This is a genomic window from Limosilactobacillus portuensis (genome assembly GCF_014838735.1).
Lineage (GTDB): Bacteria > Bacillota > Bacilli > Lactobacillales > Lactobacillaceae > Limosilactobacillus > Limosilactobacillus portuensis.
On record NZ_JABUXQ010000015.1, the window covers coordinates 1 to 26,440 of the forward strand.

The 26,440-nt window shown below is 38.3% G+C and carries 29 protein-coding genes; 18 read left to right on the forward strand and 11 right to left on the reverse strand.

Annotated features, from left to right (window positions below):
* Window positions 1–215 precede the first annotated feature (215 nt).
* The gene (locus tag HUK49_RS06085; RefSeq protein ID WP_191913039.1) at window positions 216–755 is read left to right on the forward strand and encodes a flavodoxin family protein; all 540 of its coding nucleotides are present in this window, start codon (window positions 216–218) and stop codon (window positions 753–755) included.
* A gap of 51 nt (window positions 756–806) precedes the next feature.
* Here the strand turns inward: HUK49_RS06085 and HUK49_RS06090 are convergent, their stop codons facing one another.
* Entirely contained in the window at window positions 807–1,475 is a 669-nt protein-coding gene (locus HUK49_RS06090) for a CPBP family intramembrane glutamic endopeptidase (RefSeq protein ID WP_191913040.1), read from the reverse strand.
* Between the two features lie 84 nt (window positions 1,476–1,559).
* Complete coding sequence (locus tag HUK49_RS06095) at window positions 1,560–2,855, reverse strand: hypothetical protein (RefSeq protein WP_191913041.1); 1,296 nt, start codon at window positions 2,853–2,855, stop codon at window positions 1,560–1,562.
* Between the two features lie 404 nt (window positions 2,856–3,259).
* On the opposite strand from HUK49_RS06095, the gene HUK49_RS06100 reads away from it, so the two are divergent.
* From HUK49_RS06100 to HUK49_RS06110, 3 genes are read left to right on the forward strand one after another with little or no spacing between them, the layout of a single operon-like run.
* Window positions 3,260–4,264 (forward strand): aldo/keto reductase, encoded by a 1,005-nt coding sequence (locus HUK49_RS06100; RefSeq protein WP_191913042.1) that lies wholly within the window; start codon window positions 3,260–3,262, stop codon window positions 4,262–4,264.
* Between the two features lie 42 nt (window positions 4,265–4,306).
* Window positions 4,307–4,576 carry a toxin-antitoxin system gene (locus HUK49_RS06105; RefSeq protein ID WP_235981012.1) on the forward strand — a complete coding sequence of 90 codons (270 nt, stop codon included), beginning with the start codon at window positions 4,307–4,309 and terminating at the stop codon, window positions 4,574–4,576.
* Complete coding sequence (locus HUK49_RS06110; RefSeq protein WP_158227452.1) at window positions 4,566–4,874, forward strand: type II toxin-antitoxin system RelE/ParE family toxin; 309 nt, start codon at window positions 4,566–4,568, stop codon at window positions 4,872–4,874. The genes HUK49_RS06105 and HUK49_RS06110 overlap by 11 nt, the downstream gene beginning before the upstream one ends.
* A 204-nt stretch (window positions 4,875–5,078) precedes the next feature.
* Here HUK49_RS06110 and HUK49_RS06115 read toward each other — a convergent pair whose 3' ends face one another.
* The gene (locus HUK49_RS06115; RefSeq protein WP_191913043.1) at window positions 5,079–5,954 is read right to left on the reverse strand and encodes a LysR family transcriptional regulator; all 876 of its coding nucleotides are present in this window, start codon (window positions 5,952–5,954) and stop codon (window positions 5,079–5,081) included.
* 102 nt (window positions 5,955–6,056) lie between these two features.
* Between HUK49_RS06115 and HUK49_RS06120 the strand changes: the two genes are divergently transcribed.
* Together HUK49_RS06120 and HUK49_RS06125 are read left to right on the forward strand one after the other, a co-directional pair.
* Window positions 6,057–6,185, forward strand: a complete 129-nt coding sequence (locus tag HUK49_RS06120; RefSeq protein WP_270512748.1) for a hypothetical protein — start codon at window positions 6,057–6,059, stop codon at window positions 6,183–6,185.
* The gene (locus HUK49_RS06125; RefSeq protein ID WP_328797260.1) at window positions 6,185–7,162 is read left to right on the forward strand and encodes an alpha/beta hydrolase; all 978 of its coding nucleotides are present in this window, start codon (window positions 6,185–6,187) and stop codon (window positions 7,160–7,162) included. The genes HUK49_RS06120 and HUK49_RS06125 overlap by 1 nt, the downstream gene beginning before the upstream one ends.
* An 81-nt stretch (window positions 7,163–7,243) precedes the next feature.
* Here the strand turns inward: HUK49_RS06125 and thrC are convergent, their stop codons facing one another.
* A complete protein-coding gene (thrC, locus tag HUK49_RS06130) occupies window positions 7,244–8,740 on the reverse strand; it encodes a threonine synthase (protein ID WP_191913045.1) in 1,497 nt (498 codons plus the stop codon).
* Between the two features lie 113 nt (window positions 8,741–8,853).
* Between thrC and HUK49_RS06135 the strand changes: the two genes are divergently transcribed.
* Together HUK49_RS06135 and thrB are read left to right on the forward strand one after the other, a co-directional pair.
* Window positions 8,854–10,128 (forward strand): homoserine dehydrogenase, encoded by a 1,275-nt coding sequence (locus HUK49_RS06135; RefSeq protein WP_191913046.1) that lies wholly within the window; start codon window positions 8,854–8,856, stop codon window positions 10,126–10,128.
* 14 nt (window positions 10,129–10,142) lie between these two features.
* On the forward strand, window positions 10,143–11,006 hold the full coding sequence (gene thrB / locus HUK49_RS06140; protein WP_191913047.1) for a homoserine kinase: 864 nt from the start codon (window positions 10,143–10,145) through the stop codon (window positions 11,004–11,006).
* Window positions 11,007–11,140: 134 nt separating this feature from the next.
* On the opposite strand, the gene hpt is transcribed toward thrB, so the two are convergent.
* Complete coding sequence (gene hpt, locus HUK49_RS06145) at window positions 11,141–11,680, reverse strand: hypoxanthine phosphoribosyltransferase (protein WP_191913048.1); 540 nt, start codon at window positions 11,678–11,680, stop codon at window positions 11,141–11,143.
* A gap of 243 nt (window positions 11,681–11,923) precedes the next feature.
* Here hpt and HUK49_RS06150 point away from each other — a divergent pair, with 243 nt between their 5' ends.
* The 4 genes from HUK49_RS06150 to HUK49_RS06165 all read left to right on the forward strand — a co-directional run bounded on the left by HUK49_RS06150 (window position 11,924) and on the right by HUK49_RS06165 (window position 15,963).
* Window positions 11,924–12,604 (forward strand): response regulator transcription factor, encoded by a 681-nt coding sequence (locus HUK49_RS06150; RefSeq protein WP_191913049.1) that lies wholly within the window; start codon window positions 11,924–11,926, stop codon window positions 12,602–12,604.
* Entirely contained in the window at window positions 12,601–13,932 is a 1,332-nt protein-coding gene (locus HUK49_RS06155; protein ID WP_191913050.1) for a sensor histidine kinase, read from the forward strand. The genes HUK49_RS06150 and HUK49_RS06155 overlap by 4 nt, the downstream gene beginning before the upstream one ends.
* 110 nt (window positions 13,933–14,042) lie before the next feature.
* Entirely contained in the window at window positions 14,043–14,681 is a 639-nt protein-coding gene (locus HUK49_RS06160; protein WP_191913051.1) for a PepSY domain-containing protein, read from the forward strand.
* A 181-nt stretch (window positions 14,682–14,862) separates the two neighbouring features.
* Window positions 14,863–15,963 (forward strand): low temperature requirement protein A, encoded by a 1,101-nt coding sequence (locus HUK49_RS06165; RefSeq protein ID WP_235981014.1) that lies wholly within the window; start codon window positions 14,863–14,865, stop codon window positions 15,961–15,963.
* Window positions 15,964–16,049: 86 nt separating this feature from the next.
* On the opposite strand, the gene HUK49_RS06170 is transcribed toward HUK49_RS06165, so the two are convergent.
* Both HUK49_RS06170 and HUK49_RS06175 read right to left on the reverse strand, forming a co-directional pair.
* Window positions 16,050–17,033 carry an AraC family transcriptional regulator gene (locus HUK49_RS06170; protein ID WP_191913052.1) on the reverse strand — a complete coding sequence of 328 codons (984 nt, stop codon included), beginning with the start codon at window positions 17,031–17,033 and terminating at the stop codon, window positions 16,050–16,052.
* 76 nt (window positions 17,034–17,109) lie between these two features.
* Complete coding sequence (locus HUK49_RS06175; protein ID WP_235981016.1) at window positions 17,110–17,817, reverse strand: SDR family NAD(P)-dependent oxidoreductase; 708 nt, start codon at window positions 17,815–17,817, stop codon at window positions 17,110–17,112.
* 227 nt (window positions 17,818–18,044) lie between these two features.
* Between HUK49_RS06175 and HUK49_RS06180 the strand changes: the two genes are divergently transcribed.
* The 3 genes from HUK49_RS06180 (at window position 18,045) to brnQ (ending at window position 20,779) form a co-directional block, all read left to right on the forward strand.
* On the forward strand, window positions 18,045–18,614 hold the full coding sequence (locus tag HUK49_RS06180) for a YdeI/OmpD-associated family protein (RefSeq protein ID WP_191913053.1): 570 nt from the start codon (window positions 18,045–18,047) through the stop codon (window positions 18,612–18,614).
* A 132-nt stretch (window positions 18,615–18,746) separates the two neighbouring features.
* A complete protein-coding gene (locus tag HUK49_RS11650) occupies window positions 18,747–19,004 on the forward strand; it encodes a hypothetical protein (protein ID WP_413230869.1) in 258 nt (85 codons plus the stop codon).
* 407 nt (window positions 19,005–19,411) lie between these two features.
* The gene (gene brnQ / locus HUK49_RS06190) at window positions 19,412–20,779 is read left to right on the forward strand and encodes a branched-chain amino acid transport system II carrier protein (RefSeq protein WP_191913055.1); all 1,368 of its coding nucleotides are present in this window, start codon (window positions 19,412–19,414) and stop codon (window positions 20,777–20,779) included.
* Between the two features lie 691 nt (window positions 20,780–21,470).
* Here brnQ and HUK49_RS06195 read toward each other — a convergent pair.
* On the reverse strand, window positions 21,471–21,650 hold the full coding sequence (locus HUK49_RS06195) for a helix-turn-helix domain-containing protein (RefSeq protein WP_191913056.1): 180 nt from the start codon (window positions 21,648–21,650) through the stop codon (window positions 21,471–21,473).
* A gap of 106 nt (window positions 21,651–21,756) precedes the next feature.
* On the opposite strand from HUK49_RS06195, the gene HUK49_RS06200 reads away from it, so the two are divergent.
* Window positions 21,757–23,079, forward strand: a complete 1,323-nt coding sequence (locus HUK49_RS06200) for an MFS transporter (protein WP_191913057.1) — start codon at window positions 21,757–21,759, stop codon at window positions 23,077–23,079.
* Window positions 23,080–23,133: 54 nt separating this feature from the next.
* Here the strand turns inward: HUK49_RS06200 and HUK49_RS06205 are convergent, their stop codons facing one another.
* Window positions 23,134–24,018 carry a LysR family transcriptional regulator gene (locus HUK49_RS06205; protein ID WP_191913058.1) on the reverse strand — a complete coding sequence of 295 codons (885 nt, stop codon included), beginning with the start codon at window positions 24,016–24,018 and terminating at the stop codon, window positions 23,134–23,136.
* Window positions 24,019–24,144: 126 nt separating this feature from the next.
* Between HUK49_RS06205 and HUK49_RS06210 the strand changes: the two genes are divergently transcribed.
* Both HUK49_RS06210 and HUK49_RS06215 read left to right on the forward strand, forming a co-directional pair.
* Window positions 24,145–24,780: a nitroreductase gene (locus tag HUK49_RS06210; protein WP_191913059.1), complete on the forward strand. Its 636-nt coding sequence runs from the start codon at window positions 24,145–24,147 to the stop codon at window positions 24,778–24,780.
* A gap of 22 nt (window positions 24,781–24,802) precedes the next feature.
* Entirely contained in the window at window positions 24,803–25,477 is a 675-nt protein-coding gene (locus HUK49_RS06215; RefSeq protein ID WP_191913060.1) for an NAD(P)H-binding protein, read from the forward strand.
* A gap of 207 nt (window positions 25,478–25,684) precedes the next feature.
* Here the strand turns inward: HUK49_RS06215 and HUK49_RS06220 are convergent, their stop codons facing one another.
* A complete protein-coding gene (locus HUK49_RS06220) occupies window positions 25,685–26,020 on the reverse strand; it encodes a type II toxin-antitoxin system YafQ family toxin (RefSeq protein WP_191913061.1) in 336 nt (111 codons plus the stop codon).
* Window positions 26,021–26,025: 5 nt separating this feature from the next.
* Window positions 26,026–26,313: a type II toxin-antitoxin system Phd/YefM family antitoxin gene (locus HUK49_RS06225; RefSeq protein WP_191913062.1), complete on the reverse strand. Its 288-nt coding sequence runs from the start codon at window positions 26,311–26,313 to the stop codon at window positions 26,026–26,028.
* Between the last annotated feature and the right edge of the window lie 127 nt (window positions 26,314–26,440).

The window sequence follows — 26,440 nt, forward strand, 5'->3', positions numbered from 1 at the left end:
TAAAATAGTGGTGCCCATTAAGGTCCTTCTTTCTAATGGAATGTTGTGGTAACACCATTAAAGACCTTGATGGGTTTTTCTGTCTACTTAAATGTTCAACTTAAATTTTACAATCTGCCTTAAGATAATCTTTTTGCATAGTTAATCATGCAATTTAAGTCTTTTATTTTTGGGAGGTAATTAATTACAATGAAGATAGAAAAGGAGCGATTCAAATGAAAAAGATTGTCGCTTTAACTGGTAGTCCGCACCATCCAGGAACATCAGAAAGACTAGCAGATGCCTTTGTTAAAGGGGCAACTGAAGCAGGCAACGAAGTATATCGGTTTGATGCTGGACGGCGAATTAATGAATTTTCAATGATTCAGCTGGAAGATAATCACCCAGGACAAGAAATCGAAGTGGAGCCGGATGACATTATTAAGCAAGAGGTAATGCCTAAGCTATTGGACGCTGATATTGTAGTTCTTGTTAGCTCGCTTTATTATTACGGGGTTAACGCTGCTCTTAAGGCGGTAATTGATCGGTTCTATAATTACAATCATGAATTGCACGGCGGTAAGAAGGCAATTACTTTAATTTCTGGCTATGGTCAGGAAGATGCTTTTGCTTCATTAAAGCTATACTTTAAGCAATTACTTAATTACATGCGATGGGATCAAGTTGGTAGTGTCCTGGCAGCGGATTCCTGGAACGAAAAGAAGTTAGCTCAACATGCTCAAGAAGCATATGAACTAGGTAAAAACATTCATTAAATAAGAAAACTGGAAAATCAGTCGTGTTACTAGCGATGATTTCCAGTTTTTTTAAATGCCAAATAGAATTGCGGGTAAAAATATTAAAACATCATATAGGATATGGGTGATCACCGCCGGCCAAAGACTATCGCTTTTCACCCATAGCCATGTAAAAGGAAGCCGTCCTAAACCAATTGGGATTAGCATTTGATATAGGTTCCAATCGTAAGCGCGAAAATGAAGCATCCCAAATAGCAAGGAACCAATGATTGCACCGTAAATCCAAGCTTGGCGCTTATTCACTCGTTTCATTAGTAGTGAGACAAACGGCAACGTTAATGCTGCGGTGATGATTTCCTCACCAATTAAGGAGATACAAATCCAGAATAAGCGAATTAATTGAGTTGCAACCGGTCCAGAACCAGTTGCGCCATTAGTTACGGGTTGGTTTCCTAATAAATTGCCGATCCCCAAGAAAATAAAGGCGATAACGTATGAGATTATTAACACCGGTATAACTAGTTTCCATGATCCTTTTTTAGGCTTCTCTAGTATTGCGGCTAAGATTCCTCGGCCATATTGAAGATAAAGTGAAATACCGCCAAAGAAAATGAAGGTAAAATAAGGTAATACTCCTGGAAGAGTAGAATCAGTTCCTAAAAGGGCACCGATTATTATGGTAACTGCTGAAAGCCACCAAATTTTAGAGAGATTTCGTGAATCCAAATAGTTAAGCATGAGCAATTCTCTTTCAAAATTTTTATCCCAATATATCGGAATCATAAATGAGTGTCAATGGTTGTTTGAATATCAGTCAAGACTTTAAGAGTGATCGTTATCTAGACTTTGCCGATTAATTAAGAACACCATCATAAAAACTAGTAGGGCAACACATATGACCCGGGTCAGCCAAAGTGGCTCACCCAGCGCATGGTTAGGCGTGTGAGCGTAATAAGCGTAGAGGATCTGGCGACCATGATCATTAAAGAGAAAGTTAGTAATGATCAACAGACTGATTAGGGTTATCTGGGAAATAACCGTGCCAAGGATGTTAAAGTGTTGCCTGATGAATCGATTATTCAGCGGTGGAATCGTGGAGTCATTTTGATAAAATGGCCAAGTCAAGGCATTAATGCTACTACAACAAAGACTGGTGATGAAGAGGCCTGCTAAGAAACACCAATTACTCGGAAAAAGAGAGAACAGCAGTCCAACAGCAGCTCCGGGAAAGATAATCCGCCAGCATGCGCGGTTGCGTAAGCGGGGGCTCAGGAGCAATCCACCAATCGTTGCTAAGATAAACAGCCCATATGCAAGGAATAATTGCGGTGTCAGATTGAGGGTGTCAAAGTAGAAAAGGCTGTAGATTAGTAAAAAGTTGGTCGTAGCGCTTGTCCAAAAAGTCCAGAGACACGATGACTTAAATCGATTTTGTAGTTGGCCGAAGCCCATCAGCATAATAATCCACATTCCTAAAGTAAGGAAGGTTAGTGGAAGACTACCGGTCTGTTTCAAACCACGTGCTCCCATTGCCATTCCAAAGATTATTAGGGTGGCAATTACCGGTCGCCAATTGAATGGACCAGAGAAAGCAGACGTCCCTGGCCAAGGGGTGGGAAGCTTAATAACGAGAATAATAGCGAGGACAATCATCAAGAACAGCTCACCCATAAAGGCAGCAAGCGTGAAATAACTCAGCCACATTCCCAATCCAAGGATAATTAATAAGTAAAAAATTCCAACTAGGGATGCCCGTGAATAGTGCCATGTTCCCTGTTGGTGATACTCATCTTTCAACTGTTGATAGGCGGGCTTGAGACATCCCATTCCAATACCTAATAGGGTGGCGCCTTCTGGAAGAAGTGGTCTAAAAAATGCTAGTCCAACACCGCCAAGAGCGAGACAACTACTAGTCAATAGTATCCGGTAGGGCTTTTTAACGTTGCCAAACGAGCGGATTGCGTAGGGAACGGTTTTAGCCATCACATAAAAGAAAATCACCGGGAGGGCGACAACGGCTGTTCGCCCCTGCTGGATGAAGTAAAGCATGAATATAATATTGGGGAGGACGATGCTACCAAGTGTCAGAGCCTCCATATTAATGACGAGGAAATTCAATTTATCGCTCCTTTACATGGTTATTTTCTCTGTTATTGTATCATTACCGAAACTAGGTGATGAAGCATTTCGTCAATACATTCGTGCACGCTTTGCTGACTTAATGTGAGTCGTGAAATAACAAGTAATATGAGGCCGAGGATGAACTCAGTCTTTTTTTGATTATAATAGAAAAAAGATGACATTTTATGAAAAAGACGGTGGTTCTGACGTATACCCCCAGAGTTGATTTCCAACTCTGGGGGGTACACGTCACTTTTAATGATTAGTTATTAGTTTAATGCTGACAATTGTTAGTAGATTGGTATACATTAACTGAATACATAGCTATCTGCTATAAGTATTTAACATCATTATTAACAGCCTCTATACTGATAATTAATAAAGTGAGAGGAGTGCCTGAGATGAAGTACAGTCATATTCCAGGAACAGACATCAAGATTTCCAAGTTAGCTGTCGGCGGGATGAGTTTTGGGATTCCCGCAGTTAAAACTTATCGGTGGATTTTAGACGAGGATCAAACTGATAAGATGGTGCAGCATGCGCTTGATTTAGGGATCAATTTTTTCGATACAGCGAATGTCTACGGTGCGGGAACTAGTGAAGAATTTATTGGAAAATCACTAAAGAAGCACCAAACCCCGCGGGATCAAGTAGCAATTGCCAGCAAGGTGTATTTTAATGATGGACGATTGTCAAAGGAAGCAATCAATCGTGAAATTGATGGAACTTTGAAGCGTTTAGGCACTGACTACCTTGACCTATATATCATTCACCGATTTGATTATGATCACCCAATTGAAGAAACAATGGCAGCACTTAATAACCTTATTGAAGAAGGAAAAGTTCGTGCGATTGGAGCGTCTGCAATGTATGGCTACCAGTTCCAAAACATGCAACACATTGCGGAGAAAAACGGCTGGCACCAATTTGTGGCAATGGAGAACCACTATAACTTGCTTTACCGCGAAGATGAACGTGAACTAATTCCGATTTGTAAACAAGATGGGGTAATGTTAATGCCATATAGTCCACTGGCTGGTGGTCACCTTGCACGGTCAACCTGGGATAGTTCATCGAAGCGTAGTCAAGTTGATACTTCAGCTCGTTCTAAGTATGATCATGCCGAACAACAAGACTTGCCGATTATTAAACGGGTGGCAGAATTAGCGGAAAAGCATAATGTTAAGATGTCACAGATTGCCCTTGCTTGGCAGTGGGCGAAGGGCGTTACTGCACCAATTATTGGCGCCACTAAAGAGCAATATTTAGATGATGCTGCCAAGGCCGTTAAGATCGAATTAACACCAGATGAAGTGACATATTTGGAAGAACCATACACCGCTCACGAAATCGTCGGTGCTCTTGATAAAAATCCGGATGGTTTGTTGCCTAAGGATGTAAAGTAAAGTCTCACATATAATTATGTTATAATTATATGTGAGGTGGGTATGATGAGATATAAAACTGTTAAGGCACGAAGGCAGGGTACTTCACTGACTTTAACTGTCCCCGCTCAGTTTAAGGTCTGTGAAAATGCATTATTTGAACCACAACTATTAGGCGATGGGACAATTCAGTATCTTCCTATTGCAAGTTCGGCTGATATAGAACATGATCGAAAAATGATTGAACAATCATTTGAGTCTGATAAGCTACTTACTGAAGAAGATATGAAGCAGCGCTTTGGAAAATATGGTTGGGGACAAGATGAAGATTAAATATACCAGTCACTTTGCCACTTCATTAGATCAAATTATTTCATATTGGCAAACCCAGCTAAAATTATCTCCAGAAAAGATCGATCAATTTACGTTTCATATTGATAAAAAGATTAGATTATTGAAAGATTTTCCAAGACTTGGTCAAGATGTTACTAATTTGTATGGCTTTACTGAACAGACATATCGACTTTTGATTGGCAGTAGTTATGGAATCTTTTATCGAATTAATTCAAAGAAAAATATAATTATCGTTGGTGCTATTTTTGGCACATCAGAAATGAAAGTCAAATTTTAATTATTTTCTATATCGAGCAAATAGGGTTCGTAGCAGTTAATGCCACGAACCCTATTTTGTTAGATTGTTAATAATTTGCTGTTGAACTATCTTAAGATCATTATCAACTGCAAGGATATTAAAGAGCTTTGTCTGGGAAATATAAGCCATCACAGGACCAACAATCGACCTCAGTAGCTGGACCGGAGTATTTATATTGTTATTCTAGTCTAATGATGCCAATAAACGTTGGGTAAATAACTTAGCCACTTTAGACTGAGTGACATTCTTTTTCCAAATAATGTTTGTTGATTCAGAAATAGATGGTGAAAGCGGCCGGAAGGTGAGTTCGCTGTTGTTTGAAGTGTTGAGGAGATTATCGAAAGTAAGGATGTAGGCACTCCCTTGTTTAACCATTAACTCCGCATTAAAAACTAACGTGTAAGTACCGATAATGTTAATTCCTTTCCCTATGTTACCCCACCAATCCTGGAAGCGGTGTTCATCAAGAGCTTGCTCGGATACCAGAAGCGGAAGACCAATAAGATCAGCAGGTCTAATAACGTTTTTTTGAGCAAGGGGATCGTCTTTTTGCATGGCTAATCCCCACCGATCAGTTTCTGGTAATTGAAGATGATGGTAACTGTCAAGGCTACGGTGAGCCATTAAGACTGCAAAATCAATGGTGCCGTGTTTTAATGCAGTTTCCATTTCATCAGCATTGCCACTGACTAGTCGAATTTTAACATCAGGATAGTCCTGAATAATCCCGCTTAGTACTTCCATGATTCGCTGCATTCCAATACTTTCGCCAGCACCAATTGAGAGCGTTCCAGTAACAACTTGTTCCTTTTGGATATTAGTGGCTGTTTGATCCGCAAGTTGAATAATTTCTTTTGCACGGGCTTGGAGATACTCGCCTTCGTCTGTTAAAGTAATTTGCCGATGCCCACGGATAAATAATTTGACACCAAGTTCACTTTCTAAATCTGCTAGTTGCTTTGATAATGTCGGTTGAGATACTAGTAGTTCTCGAGCAGCTTTGGTGATATTTCGTTGTTGGGCAACAGCGAGAAAGTAACGTAAAACCCGAAGTTCCATATGATCCTCTCCCATAACTAAAAGCTATTTTTAATCATATTATATAAGTATTTCACATCATAGCAAAGGGAAAATATAATAAAGACAGTTGATTATATAAAAATTGGTGGAAGCGTAATTATTTTGCCGAATGTTCATATTGGAACTGATGCGGTAATTGGTGCTGGGTCAATTATTACTCACGATATTCCAGCAAGAGAAAATATTTCATACGTATACGAGGAGAGATAATAATGCAAGAATTACATTTAACTCAAGAATGGGATAAGGTATTTCCTAAAAGCGATAAAGTTGATCACAAAAAAGTAACTTTTACTAACCACTTTGGTATTACTTTAGCAGCAGACCAATACACACCGAAGAACTACGAAGGCAAGTTACCGGCATTGGCAGTGGCTGGACCTTTCGGGGCAGTGAAGGAACAGTCTAGTGGCTTGTATGCTCAAACGATGGCGGAACGGGGCTACTTGACAATTGCCTTTGATCCATCCTTTACTGGTGAAAGCGGTGGAGACGTGCGTGATGTCTTTTCATTGGATATCAACACTGAAGATTATCAACCAGCAGTGGATTATTTGAGTAACCTAGATAATGTTGATCCAGAAAGAATCGGAATTATCGGTATCTGTGGTTGGGGAGGAATTTCTCTCAATGCTGCAGCGATTGATCCCCGAATTAAGGCGACTGCTGCGGTAACGATGTATGATATGCCACGTGTCGGCTCATGGGGCTACTTCGATCAGGGAACCGCGGAAGAACGTTATGCAAGCAAAAAGCAAATTGCTGAGCAACGTACTAAAGAATATGGTAAAAAGGATTTAGCTAAAGCCGGTGGTTGCTATGATTACCCAGCTCCTGATGATCAACCAGACTTTGTTAAGCAATATAGTGCGTACTACAAGACTAGGCGTGGCTATCACAAGCGTTCCGTTAACTCTAATGAAGGCTGGGTCTTGCAGAGTCAGCCAGCTTGGATGAATACTAAGATCTTGGTTCACCCCGAAGACCTGAAGAATGCAGTTTTGATTGTTCATGGTGAAAAGGCCCACTCACGTTACATGGGTGAAGATACCTTTAAGAAGTTGAAGGGTGACAACAAGGAATTAGTAATTGTGCCCGGCGCAACCCATACTGATTTATATGATGGGGGCAACCATGATTACATTCCGTTTGATAAAATTGATAGTTTCTTTAAGAAGAACCTATAGTAATAATTAGCAAAAACCGAAGCATCCTAGAATTGCGAATATTTCTAGGGTGCTTCGGTTAATTTAAAACGATCAAAATTATTAATACGTTGAAGCAAGTAACTTACTAATCGTTTCTTCCATTTTAGCTGGTTGAATTACTTGTTCAGTTCGAATTGATTGTTCAAATAAGGCTTGAACATTGTTACTTAGCGGTTGTTGGACAACTTTCTGCAAATCATGAATGGCTGTTAGTCCTGGTGTCGAAACAGCTTGTCCTGTAATAGCCTTATAAACTGTTTCGGGGAATTTATACGGACTAGCCGTTGATACAATGACTGTTGGTGTCTTGTCATTATGGCTGGCTTGGTATTGATTAGTAACGAATGAAGCAACAGCCGTATGCGGATCGATTAGGTAACCATCCGCTTTATAAACCCGGTGGATCTCTTGGACGACTTGATCCTGAGTTGCAAATCCGGCAGCAAACTGACGATCTAACTGCGCCTTAATAACCGAGTTGACTTGATAATGACCTTCTTGTACTAATTGATCCATATATTTACTAATTAGTTCAGCATTATTATCAGCTAAATCAAATAATAATCGCTCTAAATTGCTGGATACTAAGATATCCATTGCAGGTGAATTGGTTAAGTAAAACTCACGCTGGCGGTTGTATTCTCCGGTTTTGAAAAAGTCGGTCAGGACATTATTTTCATCAGAGGCACAAATCAATTTATTAATGGGTAATCCTAACTTTTTAGCGTAACAGCCAGCTAGAATATCGCCGAAATTCCCAGTAGGGACCGCAAAATTGAGGACATCGCCACTCTTAATTTTACCCTTATCTACCAGTTGACCATAGGCACTAAAGTAGTAGGCAATCTGTGGAATTAAACGACCAATATTCATTGAATTAGCTGAAGAGAATTGATAGCCGTTTTGTTGAAGTTGGTGATTAAATATGGTGTCGTTAAAAATTCGTTTGACTTCAGTTTGAGCATCGTCAAAATTACCTTCGATCGCAATAGCGGTAAGGTTATTTCCCCGTTGACCTAACATTTGTTTCAATTGAACGGGGCTAACTCCACCATGAGGATAAAAGACAATTACTTGTGTACCGGACTGATTACTAAATCCCCGTATAGTAGCTGTTCCCGTATCACCAGAAGTGGCGGTTAGAATAATAATTTTATTACTGATTTGTTCAATAGTAACTGCTGAGGTCATTAAATAGGGAAGAATTTGCAGGGCAATGTCCTTAAAAGCTAAAGTTGGTCCATGAAAAAGTTCTAGGTAGTAATTATTTGAATGACTGTTAGAAATAGGGGTAATTTGCTGATTGTCCCATTGTTCACCATAAGCCTGCTTGATACCCTTTTGTAGCTGTTCAGAGGTAAAATCGTCAAAAAACAGGTTTAGAATCAGTTGTACAATTTGTTGATAAGTCATCTTCGGCAATTTTTCGATTGGTAAAGATGAAGAAGGAAATTTGACGGGAACTAGCAGGCCACCATCGTCAGCAAGTCCTTTAATAATGGCCTGGGGTGCGTTTAAAGTATCATCAATTGAACCACGCGTACTACGGTATTGCATATCAGTGCCTCCTATTACAACTAAAATCGTAACTCTTTGTTTGATATTGTACCTGTCTTGGTGGTATGTTACAATCAAAAAATGGAAAAATGATGAGAAAATGAGGTGGCATTATGGAAACCGTTCAGGTAGGAATGCTGGGTCTTGGAACAGTTGGATCTGGTGTACTGCAAATGATTCAGAATAATGAAGACAAGGTGGCTAATGTCACCGGTCGGCAACTTAATGTTAAAAAAGTATTAGTAAAACATCCCGAGCGTCATCAGAAGGTCCAGGGAGAAATTGGTTTAACGACTGATATTCAAGAAATTATTGATGATCAAGAAATTCAAATTGTTGTGGAGTTGATTGGCGGCATTCATCCCGCAAAGGAATATATTGAAATGGCCCTCCACTCCCGAAAAAATGTTGTAACTGCCAATAAGGACCTAATTGCAACTTACGGACCAGAATTAAGTAAATTAGCTCATGATAATCATTGTGATTTAATGTATGAAGCAAGTGTCGCTGGGGGAATTCCAATTTTACGGACAATTAATAATAGTTTTTCTGCTGACAAAATAACGGAAGTTAAGGGAATTGTTAACGGAACCACTAACTACATTTTGACACAGATGAGTCAGCAAGGGTGGTCATATGAAAAAGCATTAGGCGAAGCACAAAAATTAGGCTTTGCTGAAGCAGATCCAACAAATGACGTTACTGGAAAAGATGCTGCGTTTAAAATGGTGATCCTTAGTCAATTTGCCTTTGGTATTCAATTAACGATTAATGATTTTAACGTAACCGGGATTGATCGATTGAGTGCATTCGATGTTCAACAAGCGGGAAAATTTGGTTATGTAATTAAGCTAGTTGGGATTTCGCGGGTAATTAATGATGGCGTCTTTGTCGAAGTGGCTCCGGTTTTGATTCCAGTTGATCATCCACTAGCTACCATTAATAATGAATACAATGCAGTAATGGTCACTGGACAAGCAGTAGGAGATACTCTATTTTATGGTCGAGGTGCAGGTGGATTGCCAACTGCCAATAGTGTTTTAAGTGATATTACTTCAGTTACTAAAAATCTTGTTTTGAAAACTAACGGTAACTTCTTTAATAATTATCAGCAGTGTTATATTCCAGCTACTACTGATCAAGTTGCTTATCCATACTTTTTATCCATTACGATGCCGGATATAACTGGTCAAATGCTGAAGTTAACGCAAATTATGACAGAAATTAATGCTAGTTTTAGTCAAATCACCCAAACAGAAGCCAATGGAATAGCTCGAATAGTAATTATTACTCACGCAATGAGCGAGTCACAGTTACATGAATTTAAAGCGCAGATTGCTAGCGAGCCAACCATTAATCTTGATGCTGCTTATAAGGTTTTGAAATAATAGGGGATGATTAAATGAAAATTAGGGTTCCTGCTTCCAGTGCTAATCTTGGTCCGGGCTTTGATTCAATTGGACTTGCGGTTTCACTGTATTTAACTGTAACGGTAAAAGGGGCTGCTAAGGAATGGCAAGTCGATCATCAATTAGGAGATTTGCCGCATGATGAACATAATATGATCGTACAAACAGCTCTCCAAGTAGCGCCCCAACTTTCTCCTCAACATCTTGAAGTAAGTAGTGATATTCCGGTTACTCATGGTTTGGGAAGCAGTTCCAGCGCAATTGTGGCTGGCATTGAATTAGCTAACCAGCTGGCAAAGTTAAAATTAACTAAGGCGGCCATGGTAGAAATTGCTAGTCAGATTGAGGGACATCCTGATAATGTTGCTCCAGCCATTCTTGGTGGTTTAGTAGTGGGGACTAACATTGACCAGCATTTCGATGCTGTGGAAGCTCCTCTACCACCATATGATTTTGTGGCTTATATTCCAGCGTATAGTTTAGCAACCAAGAAGGCGCGGGCAGTTTTACCACGCCAGTTAGACTACCATTCTGCTATCCATGCCAGTGCAGTCGCTAATACGTTAGTAGCAGCTTTATTTAAACGAAATTACTCATTGGTAAGTGAACTTATGGAGGCTGATAATTTCCATGAACAGTATCGGGCACAATTAGTACCGGAGTTAATGACTATTCGACAATTAGGTCATATCTATGATGCAGCAACCTATTTGAGTGGAGCCGGTCCCACAGTTATGACAATGATTACTCCAGACAAAACGGCTGCGTTTATTGAGACGCTTCGTAAAAAAGGGTTATCTGATCGCATCGAAATTTTACATCCAGATCATAATGGTGTGGTCGTTGACGATCAGTAAATTATGGTTCGCCAAAGAGGTTATCTTTTTGGGCGTGATAGTGGTAGTTATTCATAAAATAATAAAAGAGAGTAAACAGTAATTTTCCTCGAAGGGATACCCTTGAGCTAATAGCTACTGCTTGCTCTCTTTTATTATTTTTCATAAACTGATCGTTTTAACACACCGACATAGGGAAGATTACGGTAAAGGCCATTATAATCAAGACCATAGCCAACGATAAATTCATTAGGAACCGTAAAACCAAGGTAATCAATTTTTACAGGTGTTTCGCGACGTTCAGGTTTATCCAGAAGTGAACAAATTTCAACACTCTTTGCGCCACGACTAGCGAACAGTTTGTTTAAAAACTCTAAAGTATGTCCGGTATCGATAATGTCTTCAACCATTAAAACTGGTCTGCCACTAACGTCATGGGAAAGGTCGCGTAATAAACGTACTTTACCTGATGATTTAGAACTATCTTCATAGCTGGAAACATCAACATAATCGATATTCAGCTTAAAATCAAGTCTCTTCATTAATTCAGCCGCAAACATCATTGCTCCAGTCATTACTGGCACAACTACTGGAAATTCATCGTGGTATTTAGTGGAGATGGTAGTTGCTAATTCGTCGATTCGGTGATCAATTTGTGCTTGAGAATACAAAACTTTTTCAATGTCGTTATTCATCCAAATTCTCCCTTATAATGTTCGATATTTACGAACGATATAACTGGTTAGTATTTATTAACGTTAGCATTTTATCATAAATGAAATGAATTTAAAGGATATTTAAGCGGAAAAATTAATATTCGCTAAAACTTTGAATAACATTTAAAATTAAAATAGGTAGTTTTATATTTTTAGGCTAATTTCATTGTAATTAAGTACTTTAAGCTAAAATAAATATGAAGCGAAATGGAGGATGACGGAATGGACACAACGACGATCTTATTGGTTGAAGACGAAGAAAGCTTAGCAAGCTTTATGACTACCGAGTTAGAACTAGAAGGCTACAAAGTTATTTGCGCAAAGGATGGTCAGATGGCATTAGACCTATTCAATAAAGAGCAGATAACCTTAATTTTACTCGATTGGATGTTGCCAGAGTACGATGGCTTGACGGTCCTTCGTCGGATTCGGAAAGTAAGTGACGTGCCGGTTATTATGATTACTGCACGAAGTCAAACGTCTGATATTAGGATGGCGCTTGATCAGGGATTGGATGACTATATTACGAAACCGTTTGAAATTGAAGAACTCTTAGCGCGGATTCGGGTGATTTTACGGCGATTAAAACGAGAAAATGAATCAGCTCACTTATATTGTTTTGGTCCATTTAAACTCGCCCTGTTAAAACATCAATTTTTAGTTAATGATCAAGAAGTCCATTTGACACCTAAAGAATTTTCTCTTATGTATTCTTTAATGAAAAATCCAGGTGTTGTCCAGACGCGGGATGACCTGCTTAATCAAATCTGGGGTTATGAATTTGACGGACAAACAAATACCGTGGATGTTTATATTCGAGCTTTGCGAAATAAGCTAGGCGATTATCGTGATTTAATTAAAACGGTCAGAGGAATTGGCTATGTTTTAGGTGATCGATCATGAGAAAAAAACATCCGATAACGGCAGCTGGTCAGTTAACACGGCTCTTTCTTACGTTATTTATTACAGCTTTGGCAATAATTAATATCCTTTTTGTAATTAATGCAGGACATTTGATTTATCAGTATGCAGACGATCAAGCAGATGAAATTATTGAGACAATTGAAAAGGATTGGGCAACTAGTAGTAATCGGGAAAAACTATTAGAAGCTTATATTGCCCGCCAAGACGATGATGCAATTGAAATTACAGACCATCATCAAAAATTTCGGACGCATAAAGCACATAAGATTTTTAAACGAATTAATAATCAAGGGATTAGAATTAAGAATTTAAGAATTACCCACCATGGAGTTTACTATCTGCGCCAGGAAAAGATGGATAATAGTTATGTTAAAGTTGCGATTAATGTTGATGACCTTGTTAAATTAACGAATTGGTTACTGGGATTAATGGTTGTAATTAACTTGGCAGTAGTTCTGCTATCAATTCCATTAATTCGTCACTTAGCACATCGGTGGACTAAACCATTAACTAATTTGAGTTTACAAACTAACAGCATTAATCCGCAGAGTAGTAAACTACAGGTCTTAACCGTTCCCCAACAACCTATTGAGGTACGTAATGTTGCTAAATCATTTAATGAGTTACTTGAACGCCAATTTCAAGCAATTCAACGTGAAAAGGAGTTTATTACTAACGCTTCGCATGAATTAAAAACGCCACTAGCAGGAATTTTAGGACACGTAAACTTAATTAAACGCCATGGTGATAAGCATCCAGAATTAATTGAGAAATCCATTGGATATATTGATCAAGAGGCACATCGAATGCAACGCTTGGTAAACGAGTTATTGATATTAGAGGGACATCAATCTAAAAATTCACATGGCATAACTGATTTGCCCGTGATTGTTGATGCAGAAATTACCTCTTTACAAGGAGCATATAAAAATAAGTTTGTTACAAATTTTCCTAAACAATTAGAATATCAAATACTGCCCGGGGATTGGCAAAGTCTTGTTCATAACTTGCTTGAAAATGCTGCCAAGTATTCACCGCTCAATTCAACGATTAAAATTAGTCTAACTTCCATAAATGATAAAATTATTTTTCGAGTAGCAGACCAGGGCTGTGGTATTAGTAAAGAAAATCGGCAAAAAATTTTTGAACGGTTTTTCAGAGAAGACACATCACATGCTAGTCGAATTACTGGTTCTGGAATAGGTTTAGCAATCGTTAAGGCAATTGTTGAAAAATATAATGGGAAGATAACGGTTCAAGCAAATCAACCTCAAGGGACAATTTTTACAGTTTATTTTCCTGAATAAAAATGAAGATTTTTTCATCATACCTTTATCTAATTTTGGTTCTTTTGATGTGGTGCTCCAATAAAATATAGATATAAAGAAAAAACGAAATTTGAAGGGAGCTCATTAAAATGAATGAAAAGATCGATAAAAGCCAAAGTCAAAAAAATAATGGACAACAAAAAAAGCGTCCGAAATTAACTAAAAAATTAATAATCGCAGCTAGTGTTTGTGGCGGATTAATACTAGGTGTCGGTGGAACATTAGGTGTAATGGCAACGCACGAACATCATGAAGACGCAATTGCAGCAGTTCAACGAAAAAAGGCGAATAAGGCAGACATAAAAATTGACCAACAAAAGGCAATCGATAAATTTAACGAGAAATATAAAGATAAGCAAATCAATGAAGTTAAATTAGAACCCGATCATGGCCAATATGTGTATAAAATTGAAGGATTTGATAACACAAAAGAATATAAAGTTAAGGTTAACGCCAAAAATGGGAAAGTGATTTCTAACAAAACAGAAAAACTAGAAAATGGCGATAAAAAATATTCACTAGATCCAAGTAAAACGATCAGTCGTGATGAAGCAAATACAATTGCTGAAAAAGCAGCTAAAAAAGGTAGTGGCGTTGAATGGGAATTAAAACAGGAAACAAAGAATAAGAGCGTTTGGGAAGTTAAAGTTACTGATAACAATAAGACTAAAGAAGTAAATATTAATGCTACTTCTAAAAAAGTATTAAGTGTCGAAAATGACCACTAAATTTAGTGGCTTGTAAATAGATAATTAAATAAGCGTTCAAGTAATCGTTTTGCTGACTACTTGAACGTTTTTTAGATGCGATGAGTGGTTCAAGAGAAATTATTGCGGATTATTAGCAATTTGATAAACTTAACTGGAGTAACTTAACAATCTTATTTATCAAATTAGGAGGGGGAGCGTTTTGCAAAAAATCATTGCTAAACGAGTTTCAATGTTGGAGCTATTTTATGACCTGATTTTTGTCTATGCAATTTCTAAAATCACCGCAATGATTCATCATCCCGTTGCTGGTGGGATTCCGCTATTTAATTACATTGAATTTATTTTTGTTGTTATTATGGTAATGCAGATTTGGCTTTATCAGGCATTATATATTAATCGCTTCGGTAAAAGTCGCATCATTGATACAATTGGTTTGCTAATCAGTATGTATGCAATGACTTATCTTGCTAATAATATCAACACTGAATGGTCGGTTACATTTGGAACCTTTAATTCGGCAGTGGTACTAATAGTTGCTGGTTTAATTTGGCAGTACCTCTGTGGTTCAGGAAAACACCCGATGCGCGATCATGATGTCCGGGCCTTTGCAGTAACCTTAATATTAGAATTAATTGCCGTGTTAAGCGGCTTACTAATCGGTTATCACTATGGCATTTTCCTGTGTATATTAGGCGGCTTGATTGGCTTTTTAATGCCATTAGCTGTATATCAACAATTTATTCCAGAGAACGTGAACTTTCCGCACTTAGTAGAACGGCTCGGCTTAATTATTATCATTACTTTTGGTGAATCGTTGGTTAATATTACGCGCTATTTCAATGGTTCGATAATTCAGCTATTTCCTGCATTAATTTTTGTACTACTGGTGACAATGTTTGGTGCATATATTATTCAAGACGAATTACTTATTAATCACCACCAGCGTTCACGTGGGTTCGTCCTCATGTACTCTCACGTATTCATGGTGATTGCCCTTCTCTCAATGACAGCAGGACTTGATTATCTTGCCGAATCAGAGGTATCACGGCTGAATTTATGGCTATTATTGTCGATCAGTATTTTGGGCTACTATATATGTCTTGTGGCAAATGGCGTTTATAACCATCGTGATGTTAAATTACATTTAAAAGATTATTGTGTGATGTTGCTGATCTTCCTAATCGGTGCAGGGATTTCATTTTATGGAGTGCAAAGCAACTTTGGCTTAGTGATTGGTTTTACTCTTTCTGGCATTAGTGAATTTCTGTGGTTGTTAAAGATAAGCCGAATAAGAAAATAGTTAAAGACTGAAGAACGGGATAGAGAATTTGGTAAAAGCGAATTCTCTATCCCGTTTATAATCTTGTTTAAATTTTTATCAGACGCCTAATTGTGCTGTTCGCGATACTTTTGGACACTCATGCCGGTCCAAGTATTAAATGCCCGCAAAAATGAATTGGTTTCTTGATATGCTAATAAGAAAGCAATATCATCGGCTGTCATTGAGGTATTTAGCAGGTAATTTTTGGCTAACATTTCACGGGTAGCATTCAATTGTTGTTGGAAATTAGTGTTTTCTCCTTTTAATTTTCTTTGCAGGGTTCGTTTGCTAATTCCCAATGCCCGAGCAACATCTTCAATTGAAAATTCACCACGTGGCAATATTTCAACGAGGACATTGCGAACTCGTTTACCATACGAATCATCGATATCCAAATCAGCAAGCCGCTTTTTCAATTCTGGCTCTAAATATTCAAGAATCGAAGTGTTTTCGCTGATAAATGGTATTTGTAGATCACTATTGCTAAAAGTAATGGCGTTGCTAGTATCAAGAGTAAAACTCAGACCAAAGTAATCCTGAATACTAGCATCATTTTCGCTAAATGTTGTTGTGATTTTGCACGGTTTAATTACTTTCTTTGTAGCTTTTGCGAGAAGCTGGACCATAAATGCAAACTCGCCTTTGATAAAGAATGGTGGTAATGGTTCATGAATGTCTGAGGTAACAAGGGTAATCGTTGTTACTTTCTTTTCTTGCTTTATTTGGTATGTAACAGGACAAATTAATGCCTTATAGTGAGCAAGCCGTTGCAAGAACTGTTCGCCATTTTTACTACAATAAGCGGCAAAAATCGGTGGTGAGAATGTTTCAATATTACCTGTTGCAGCTAATTTAGTAGGAAGCAGGGGATTTTCGGCTAATGAATCAATTGAATCAATCATTTTAAAATAATCAGCTTCCGTTAATTTAAGCCTTTGATGAGCAAATGTATCAATTGGTAGGCCGGCTGCTTTTAAGACTGCAGAAGGATTAATTCCGTTTGCTATCAAAACTTGCCCGTAACGGCCATCAATAATAAATTTTTCCACTCAATCACCTATTTCTTGTTATTTGATTGCTGGTCTGCAATAAAGCGCATCATTGCCTTTTTCGGCATTATTGGCATCATACTAGCGAATGGTTGTGACCAGTATATACGTTCATTTTATCATTGAGCATTGCTTGATAGCCCTCTTCGGCAACCTTTTTCGGACTGACGGCATTGGCAAACATCTTGGTATTAATTAAGTCACCCGCCTTAGCAAAGCCGGTTTCCATGGCGCCGGGCATTAGAGTGGTTAACGTTACTCCAGTATCCCTTAACTCGTACCAGAGTGCATCGCTAAGAGAGGTCAGGTAAGCCTTTGTTGCGTAATATTCTGCTTGGAGTGGTCCAGGGACTAAAGATGCCAGAGATGAAACGTTAAGTACTCGTCCACTGCCACGCTTTACCATTTGTGGAAGAATTAGTTTCATTAATTTAGTTGGAACAATCATATTAACTTTTGCCATGTTGATATCCTGTTCCATTGTTCGCTCAAGGAACGTTCCTTGTCCACCAAGTCCGGCGTTGTTAATTAGGTAATCAACTCGGATGTTAGCTTTTTGCAATTCACCAAAGATTTGTTCCGCAGCATTAAATTCAGTAAAATCAACGGCAATTGTTGTTACCTTAACGTGGTATTTGTTTTGGACATCGTGTTGAAGCTGTTCAAGCTTTTGTGGATTTCGGCCAACGAGGACGAGGTCGCCGCCTTTTTTTGCATGAATGCGGACAAATTCTTTACCAAGACCACCAGTTGCACCAGTAATTAAAGCAGTTTTGTTTGACATAATAACTTCCTCCTCAAATGTTATCTTTCGTTTGATGTTGTCATTATTATATGAGAAGGTGAATGCCATTTTAACATCAAACGGTGCCAAATAATTATCAGATGATGCCAATTTAATGTTAGCATGTGTCGATACTAGAATAAGAGGAAAAACGCATCCAGTTGTTTTACAAATTGATAGCTGATATTTTTAAGAAAACAATCAAATAGTTAAAGGGAGGGATATTTTTGGAGCCGAAAAATATTTTAGATGTCACAATTAGAGAAGAATTTCGTCAATGGCTTGAGGAAAACCATAATAAAAAGTCTGAATGTTGGGCAGTGGCTAAGAAAGGCAAGCATAAGCCGGAAAATAAGCTTTGGTATTTGGACGCGGTAGAGGAAGTTCTTTGCTTTGGCTGGATTGATACAACTCATAAACGAATTAATGGGGTTGATATGCAGCGATTCACGCCTCAGACAAAACGGAGTCAGTGGTCAGAATTAAATAAGGAGCGTTGCCGGCGCCTTGAACGATTAGGGTTAATGACTGATGCGGGACGGAAAGAACTTCCAGATATGTCCGAAGCTTCATTTAAAATTGATAAGGATATTCAGGTGACTTTTAATGATCATCCCCAAGCTTGGCAGAACTTTCAATCATTTCCTAAGCTCTATCAACGAGTCCGAATTGATAGTATTCAACGTGATAAAAAGAAAGACCGGGCTGTCTTTGATAAACGCCTGGTAAAATTAATCGATCAGTCAGAGCAAGGTAAGATGTTTGGCGAATGGAATGATTATGGGCGATTATTGTAATTAGTATTTAACATCAACGGAAAAAGTGAATAATAATATACTTCCATCAGGGTAGGTACGGAAATATCCAATTTATCGGTGCCTATTCTGATGGGAGTTTTGTATAGATACGGACTGCTTTGGCAACACACTATGGTTAAAGAAGCGCACCCGTTTTCAGTTGCTTCAGCGCCCAAGGATTCACCGAGAAAGGTTACCTTTATGGTTCATCGATTGGGTGATTTTACGCGACAAGTAAATAAAATTTTTCGTCGTTGGTGTTCCTGCAGTAGTGAAATCGAAAATGTGATTAGCGTTAGGAAACAAAGAATAAGGTTCTGCCTACACAAACAGTGTAAATGGAACCTTATTTTTAGCGATCATAATAGTTTAATATCATATTTGATTTAATGAACGCTCAATGAAACATTAAAAACATATTAGAAAAATCTTGACATTTTATAATTAATCATGTAAAGTATTTAGCAAATAAACGGTATGAATAACCACTGAGAATAGGAAATTAGCTTTGCTTTAACTAGTCAGCGAACCCAAATTATTGAGAGTGGGAATAGTAAAGGATAGTGAAAGTAGCCTAGGAGTGGCTCAGGTGAGAGCAATCGTAGCCTTAGCCGGGTGCGCCCGTTATGGCGTCAACGTATCTAGTTTTTTTGCTATGTACGGGGTAAGGGAGTAGTAGTGATATTACTCTGAAGATAAGGTGGTAACACGCGTGATAGCGTCCTTGTAAGCAGTCAGCTTATGAGGACGTTTTTTTATACCAGTTTAATTAATTTTTATTGAGAGGGATGTTTAAAATGAAAACAACCAAAGCGAGTATTAGACAGTCGATAATTATTGCATCATTGATTTTTGGAATGTTATTTGGAGCAGGAAATCTAATTTTCCCAGTTCACTTGGGTCAGCTAGCTGGTAGTCACTGGTTGATAGCGAGTAGTGGCTTTCTTATTTCCGGAGTATTGATTCCTTTAATGGCCTTACTAGCAATTAGCATTACCAAGTCAAACGGTATTTATGACCTTGCACTGCCAAACGGTCGGACTTATGCACTAATCTTTTTAATCCTCGTTCATGCAACACTGGGACCATTATTTGCTACGCCCCGGACGGCAACCGTTCCTTATGAAATCGGGATTGCTCCTTATTTATCAGCAGGGAGCAACACATGGGGTCTCTTGATTTACTCTGCTATTTTCTTCATCTTAGTTTATCTTTTTTCCAATCATGAGGGTAAGATCACGACTTTAATTGGGAAAATCTTAAATCCCTTATTTCTAGGATTACTATTTCTGATTTTCTTACTAGCATTCATTAATCCGTTAGGCGCTGGTAGCACTGCTAATATAACCGCGGCATATACAAATCATGCTTTTTCTAATGGCTTTTTACAAGGATATAATACTATGGATGGGTTAGCCGCATTAGCTTTTGGAATTACAATTATTACTGCAATTAAAGAATTAGGAATTAAAAAATCGCGACAAATATCGCTTGCAACGGCTAAAAGCGGCTTCTTTGGAACCACTGGAGTTGCAATTATCTACTTAGCTTTAATTTGGCTAGGAGCAACTAGCTTACACCAATTTAAGCCTGCATTAAATGGTGGGATTACGCTTGCCCAAATTTCTCATTATTACTTAGGAACGGCTGGGGATGCGATCTTAGCAACATTAGCTACCGTTACCTGCATGACTTCTGCAATGGGTCTCGTAATTGCCTTCTCACAAGACTTCCACCGCCGCTTTCCGCGAATTTCATATCGAACATTTTTACGGTTTAACTGCGGTCTTTCATTCTTATTCGCTAATCTAGGTCTCAATCAAATCATTGCATGGTCAACCCCGATCCTAATGTTCCTTTACCCGTTAGCAATTACTTTAATTATTTTAGGATTACTTTCGCCACTGTTCAAAAAGGATCCGTTAGTTTACCGAATTACAACTGGGCTAACCTTGATTCCGGCATTTTTTGATATGTTAAATGCGTTACCTGCTAATTTGCATGAAAGTCAATTATTGCAGACCCTACTTGGATTTGCTCAACGGTTCTTCCCATTTTTCAGTTTAGGCTTTGGCTGGCTGAGCTTTGCTCTGGCAGGGTTGATTTTAGGCCTAATTGGTCATGGTATTAAGGCAAGAAAGCGTCCAGCGTTAGCTAATGATTGATTTTAAGTGATCAATAAATAGTTTAACTGGCCTGTTTGGCTGCTTCGGGGCCATTATCCCGTAGTCAATAGTAGTTTGTAAGTCAATTGGGCGATTAATAATGCCAGGCAGAATATTATTCCAACAAGGAAGAGTAAGCAGATATTGTCCATTTTCAATAAAGTTATTAAATGTCGCAATTGAATAATGAATATCGGTGTCAACCAGTTTTATATCTGGTTGGCGCTGTTTTATTTCAGCAGTGACCTGATCGACAGTCTCTGATAGCCCTTGTTGAGGAGTTAATAATTGGTGACGGTTAAATGTAACTTATCTTTCTGTGCTAATGGATCATTAACCCTAAGCGCAATCTCAAATTGCTCTTCCCGTAATTTAATAAAAGTTGCCTTTTGACTGGTAGTGGAAAAACCAGAGGGATTAAAAACAAGGTCAATGTCTTCACCCAAATAGTCATAAAAGTTCGGATACAGAAGATCATAGGTTTCTAATGGGACAAAAATAATTTGGCAATCAGGTAAATCCGCTAGAAGCTTATTCCATAACCAATTAAGTTCAGTAGCGGGATTGATGGTAGAAGTACCAATCCGGATAATATTTTTTCTTTGTTAAGTGGCTTGCACATTTTGAATCAAGGATTGACTAGCTTGAATTAACTTAGGTGCCTGTTGATGGAGGAGGTGACCGGCAGAGGTTAAGCTAACGCCCTGCGAAGTTCAGTTCGTTCAAATAGCTGGACGTTTAATGTCTTTTCAAGTTCAGTAATCCGGTGAGTTAAGGCCGGAGTAGTCATGTAAGTATGAGGTGCCGCTTTGGTAAAGCTACCGTATTTAACTACTTGTTCAAATAAGAATAGGTCTGCAATGTTTAACATCGTTTTTCTCCATTAAATAAAAATTAAGACGGTCTAAAAAATTATGAAATTTCTTTCAATAGCTGTTCCCCTTAGAATTATTAACAATGAAAGAGGGAAAATAGAAATGCAAAAGAAAAGATTTGATATTATCATGCTAATCGTCTTACTAGGTTACTTCATCATCCTGGTTGATACATCACTAGTTTTTACCTGTTCCAATGAGATTGGTAATTCATTTAAGATGAATACACAAATGGCTAGTTGGATCAGCAATGCTTATGCCTTAACATTTGGAAGTTTATTACTCCTTGGTGGTCGACTTGGCGATATTTTCGGTCGGAAACAAATCTTTATAATCGGCTTGATAATTTTTGGCGTATCATCATTAAGTGTGGGATTGGCACCAACAGGAATTCTCTTAATTCTCTTTCGAGCAATTCAAGGGATTGGTGTTGCCATAATTGCTCCGGCAAAATTAGCAATTATCATGGATAACTATACCGGCCCTCAGCAAAGTCATGAAATTGCTGTTTACGGGATGATGTCAGGAGTAGGCGTTAGTATTGGCTTAATCCTTGGTGCCGGGATCACCACAATTGCATCCTGGCGGTGGGGATTTTTGATTAACGTTCCCCTAAGTTTATTATTAATTGTTCTTACTATTAAGTATATTCCTGTAACACAACATCAACCAGCTAAGATTGACTGGATTGGAACGATACTTTCTTTTATTGCGGTTGTATTAATCATTAATGGAATTAACGGGATCGGGCCGAAGACAATTTCATTAGTAGTTGGAATTATTCTATTAACTTTATTCATCTTTTACGAGAGCAGGATTCAGTCCCCAATTCTGCCATTAGTAATTTTTAAGTCACGGATCCGGAATACGGCTTTTTTGAACCGTTTTATTTATACGGGAGCCATTAACTCATTTTGGTTTTTTACCCCACGGATTTTGCAGACAAATTATCACTTAACACCAATCTTGGTTGGTTTGTCGTTTTTACCAATGACGATCGTTAATTTCTACTCTGCTGAGAAAGTTGACATTCTGGCTCGGAAATATGGTAATTTAGCGGTTATGACCTGCGGAATTGGAACTACCATTTTTGGCTTTGGTTGTTTAATTTTTCTCCGTCCCGAGAGTAATTACTGGCTAATGGTTGCTTTGCCAATGATTTTGATTGGTTTTGGTCAAGGACTAGTTTTGAGTCCGGTGACTAATTTAGGGGTGAGTGGTCTCGCCAGTAATGTTGCGGGTGCCGGATCTTCGATGATAAATATTATGCTCCAACTGGGTGGGGTAACCGCCTTGGCAATCTTATCCGTCGTTTCTGCTTCATACTCGACTCTACCGACATTTCATGTCCAAGCGATTGGGATTGTCCTATTTGCAATTGTCAGTTTCTTGATTTCAATAGGAGCTTTAAGGAAAGTAAAATAGTGATATTTAAAGGGAAGCTGCTAAGTTGCAACAGCTTCCCATTTTTAGTTGATATTAAGGTTGGTAATCATTATTCACAAAATCAATAATCTGATCAACAACTTGGTGGTGCTTTTTCCCATACACTAAGCCAAAGGGAGCAGTGTAGTCCCAGTCAACAGCTTTGGCTTTGAGCATTGGGTGGGCAGTTTGCCAATCTTCAGCAGAACAAAGGAGCCAATTGTTTTCAACGCATGAATTCAAAACCGGCATATCAAAACCATCAATATCCTGAATTTTAATTGCCGACTCTTTTTCCAACGCATCTCTGACTTGGTCAAAACAATTAAATTCTCCTCGCGGTGTTAGGGCAATGGTCTGTCCCTTTAAGTCATTTAAGGTTAGGCATTCATTATTACTTAACGCATTCTGTACTGGGACGGAAATTTTTAACGGGGTAATGTCTAATTCAGTAGCTTCGAAATTATATGCCTGTAGCAAGTTAGTGTCATACACCGACGAAACTAAATCGAAGTCTTTATTAATACCCGCAAGAAATTCATTGAAACTACCTAAAGCGCATGAACAGGGAATAAATTGAAAAGTGATATGGGGGTATTTTTGACTAATTTCTAACCATAGATTATTAGTGCCGACTCCAGTTGCGAGTGGGCCGACACCGATTTTTAGTGTTTGCTTTTCATCGGCTAAATCTTGGGCGTGATTGATTGACTGATTATAAGCTGCCACTAATTTTTTTGCATCTTGATAGAAAGATTTACCAGCTAGGGTTAATGAAACACCGCTATGAGTACGATTAAAGAGAGTGACGTGAATGTTTTTCTCTAAAGTGTTGATCTGCTTAATGACAGCAGGGGCAGAAATGAACAGCTGATTAGCTGCCTTATTAAAGCTTTTATTTTCTGCTACCGAGATGAAAGTTGTTAATTGGTCATTCATTACTATTATCCTTTTAACCTAAAGTTATTAGCTAATAACATTTTAATACTTCCGCTCTCTTTTAGCATGAACTATTATACTTACATAAAGTAAGAGATGCGTTAAAGAAAGAATGGAGGATTAGAAATGGAATTTATTAATACGGTAAATAATCGTCATTCAGTTCGTGATTTTAAGTCCCAACCAATTGCTAAAGAAGATCTTGAAAAAATTGTTGAAACTGCTGGTAAAGCACCTTCATGGGCCAATACTCAGCCCTGGAAAGTGGTAATTGCGACTGGCGATAGTTTGGAAAAGATTCGATCATACCATGAATCAGGACGGGCAGAACATTCCGAGTTCCCATCCCTCCACCGCGGAAGCATGGGAAAGCAAGGTCAGTCTAACTTACAGATATGGTCTAGTGGTATTCATAATTTCTTGGGTGCCGATGGAAACGATATGTATCGCGATTCAGAAAAACTTTTCAATGCGCCCGCAATTGCCTATTTGCTTTTACCACGTAATATCAATCCATGGACAACTTATGATTTAGGCGCCTTTGGTCAGACTTTGATGTTAGCAGCTAAAGATATGGGGATTGATTCAATTCCCGCTGAAGAGTTTGTCTTCAATCCAAGCTACTTACACCAAGTATTAGGGGTAAGCGATGATTACCTCTTTGCTGTGGGAATTGGGCTTGGCTATCCAAAAGATGCCAAGATTAATCAGTTCCGTTCTGAACGGATGAGCTTAGATCAATATTTGACAATTAAGGATTAATTCAAGAAAGAAGGTCTTTATTATGACAAAGAACGTTTTAATTATTGGTGCTAACAGTCGGATTGCTCAATGGGCTGACAAGATGCTTTGGGCTGATGAAAATGTTAATTTAACGATGTTTGTACGGAATAAGGCTAAACTTGATCCAGAATTACAGGACAAGAACGTGATTGTTGGGGATGCTACCAATAGTACTGACCTCGAAGCAGCAATCAAGGGACAGGACATTGTCTATGCTAGTTTGGCTGGAAATGTTGTTGACCAAGCTAAGAAGTTAGTTGCTGCAATGGATAAGTTAGGTGTTAAGCGCCTGATTTGGACTTCTTCACTGGGAATTTACGATGAAGTTCCTGGAGAGTTTGGCGAATTGAATACCCGGGCATTACCTGGTTATCTACAAACTTACCGTGAAGCAGCCGATGTTATTAGTAATAGTGATCTTGATTACACAATTATTCGTCCAGCATGGTTGACGAATAATGATGAAGTCGACTACGAAACGACCAGCTATAACAATGGCGAAGCATTTAAGGGGACTGAAATTTCCCGGAAGAGTGTGGCCGCTTATGTAGTTAGCTTGGTTAACGATCCTGAGAAAGACGTCCGTGATTCTATCGGGGTTGATAAGCCAGGTTCTGATAGTGATCGTCCACGTCGGGAAGTCATGATGGCAAACGGCTTTGATCCAGAGATGTAATAGGTAAGAGGATAGATTAAAAACATTCATCTCGTACATGCATTGGGGGGGGACAGGGTTAAGTACCTGTCTTTTTGTTAATGGCGATCGTTCACATGAATAAATTAAATGTAGAATTAGCCGGGAAAATCCAAATACTAAAGTCCCGCGAACAAAAAATAGACTCGTCATTTTTGGCGAGTCCTTACTCTTGTTGTTAGTGAAAGGTTATTTATGTTTTCGGTAACGTCCTTGGAAGAGCTTTGAATGAGATCCAATATTAATTGCTACTAACACTAAATCTTGATTTTCAATTTTATAGATGACCAACACATCGTTAGTTTCAGTTGGATGTTGGCACCTAGGAGTATCGCGTAAATGAAATTCACGATAATTAGCTAAATTTCCCACTAGTTGATGGTCATTAAATTCTTTAGGAAGAGGATCACCATTCAATAAAATATTAATAGCATCCTTGGCTTCGTCAACAATTGTAAAATCTAATTGAGCTAATTTGGATAAATTATGTTCAAAAGATTTTCGGGGCTTAAATTGATATACCATAATTACTATTTCTTTGGCTTAAACTGGTTCCAATAGTCATCAGTTGATCCAACAATTGGGTCATCAGGAAGAATGTGCATATCAATTAATTTATCACGAGCAATTGCATAGTCTAGTGAGTCCTCTTTAGCATTAACCGCTTCAAGAAGGGTGTTTAATTGGTCTTGTGAAATAACCGCCGCAGCACGTTGATTACTTCGCGCAATTAGAACTGTTTGATTTTCATCATTAACTTGATCTAAATAATCCTTTAAATGATTACGGAAATCACTTTGTGTAGTTGCAATTGGCATATCCAATCAACTCCTTTCTTATTATTTAATATTGTACAATATTATGTACAAAAAATCGAGAACTATGAAATATCTCGGATAATTGCTAATTAAAAAACACCTTGAACCGCAACTCAAGTAACGATTC

What these genes read in the sequence shown, in the direction of transcription:
- brnQ (WP_191913055.1), top strand. Translation starts at nt 19,412, where the DNA reads ATGAAAACAACCAAAGCGAGTATTAGACAGTCGATAATTATTGCATCA.
- HUK49_RS06105 (WP_235981012.1), top strand. Translation starts at nt 4,307, where the DNA reads ATGATGAGATATAAAACTGTTAAGGCACGAAGGCAGGGTACTTCACTG.
- HUK49_RS06200 (WP_191913057.1), top strand. Translation starts at nt 21,757, where the DNA reads ATGCAAAAGAAAAGATTTGATATTATCATGCTAATCGTCTTACTAGGT.
- HUK49_RS06110 (WP_158227452.1), top strand. Translation starts at nt 4,566, where the DNA reads ATGAAGATTAAATATACCAGTCACTTTGCCACTTCATTAGATCAAATT.
- HUK49_RS06160 (WP_191913051.1), top strand. Translation starts at nt 14,043, where the DNA reads ATGAATGAAAAGATCGATAAAAGCCAAAGTCAAAAAAATAATGGACAA.
- HUK49_RS06215 (WP_191913060.1), top strand. Translation starts at nt 24,803, where the DNA reads ATGACAAAGAACGTTTTAATTATTGGTGCTAACAGTCGGATTGCTCAA.
- HUK49_RS06085 (WP_191913039.1), top strand. Translation starts at nt 216, where the DNA reads ATGAAAAAGATTGTCGCTTTAACTGGTAGTCCGCACCATCCAGGAACA.
- HUK49_RS06155 (WP_191913050.1), top strand. Translation starts at nt 12,601, where the DNA reads ATGAGAAAAAAACATCCGATAACGGCAGCTGGTCAGTTAACACGGCTC.
- HUK49_RS06205 (WP_191913058.1), bottom strand. Translation starts at nt 24,018, where the DNA reads ATGAATGACCAATTAACAACTTTCATCTCGGTAGCAGAAAATAAAAGC.
- HUK49_RS06175 (WP_235981016.1), bottom strand. Translation starts at nt 17,817, where the DNA reads ATGTCAAACAAAACTGCTTTAATTACTGGTGCAACTGGTGGTCTTGGT.
- HUK49_RS06150 (WP_191913049.1), top strand. Translation starts at nt 11,924, where the DNA reads ATGGACACAACGACGATCTTATTGGTTGAAGACGAAGAAAGCTTAGCA.
- thrC (WP_191913045.1), bottom strand. Translation starts at nt 8,740, where the DNA reads ATGCAATACCGTAGTACGCGTGGTTCAATTGATGATACTTTAAACGCA.
- thrB (WP_191913047.1), top strand. Translation starts at nt 10,143, where the DNA reads ATGAAAATTAGGGTTCCTGCTTCCAGTGCTAATCTTGGTCCGGGCTTT.
- HUK49_RS06115 (WP_191913043.1), bottom strand. Translation starts at nt 5,954, where the DNA reads ATGGAACTTCGGGTTTTACGTTACTTTCTCGCTGTTGCCCAACAACGA.
- HUK49_RS06225 (WP_191913062.1), bottom strand. Translation starts at nt 26,313, where the DNA reads ATGCCAATTGCAACTACACAAAGTGATTTCCGTAATCATTTAAAGGAT.
- HUK49_RS06220 (WP_191913061.1), bottom strand. Translation starts at nt 26,020, where the DNA reads ATGGTATATCAATTTAAGCCCCGAAAATCTTTTGAACATAATTTATCC.
- HUK49_RS06135 (WP_191913046.1), top strand. Translation starts at nt 8,854, where the DNA reads ATGGAAACCGTTCAGGTAGGAATGCTGGGTCTTGGAACAGTTGGATCT.
- HUK49_RS06090 (WP_191913040.1), bottom strand. Translation starts at nt 1,475, where the DNA reads ATGCTTAACTATTTGGATTCACGAAATCTCTCTAAAATTTGGTGGCTT.
- HUK49_RS06100 (WP_191913042.1), top strand. Translation starts at nt 3,260, where the DNA reads ATGAAGTACAGTCATATTCCAGGAACAGACATCAAGATTTCCAAGTTA.
- hpt (WP_191913048.1), bottom strand. Translation starts at nt 11,680, where the DNA reads ATGAATAACGACATTGAAAAAGTTTTGTATTCTCAAGCACAAATTGAT.
- HUK49_RS11650 (WP_413230869.1), top strand. Translation starts at nt 18,747, where the DNA reads ATGGTTAAAGAAGCGCACCCGTTTTCAGTTGCTTCAGCGCCCAAGGAT.
- HUK49_RS06195 (WP_191913056.1), bottom strand. Translation starts at nt 21,650, where the DNA reads ATGTTAAACATTGCAGACCTATTCTTATTTGAACAAGTAGTTAAATAC.
- HUK49_RS06210 (WP_191913059.1), top strand. Translation starts at nt 24,145, where the DNA reads ATGGAATTTATTAATACGGTAAATAATCGTCATTCAGTTCGTGATTTT.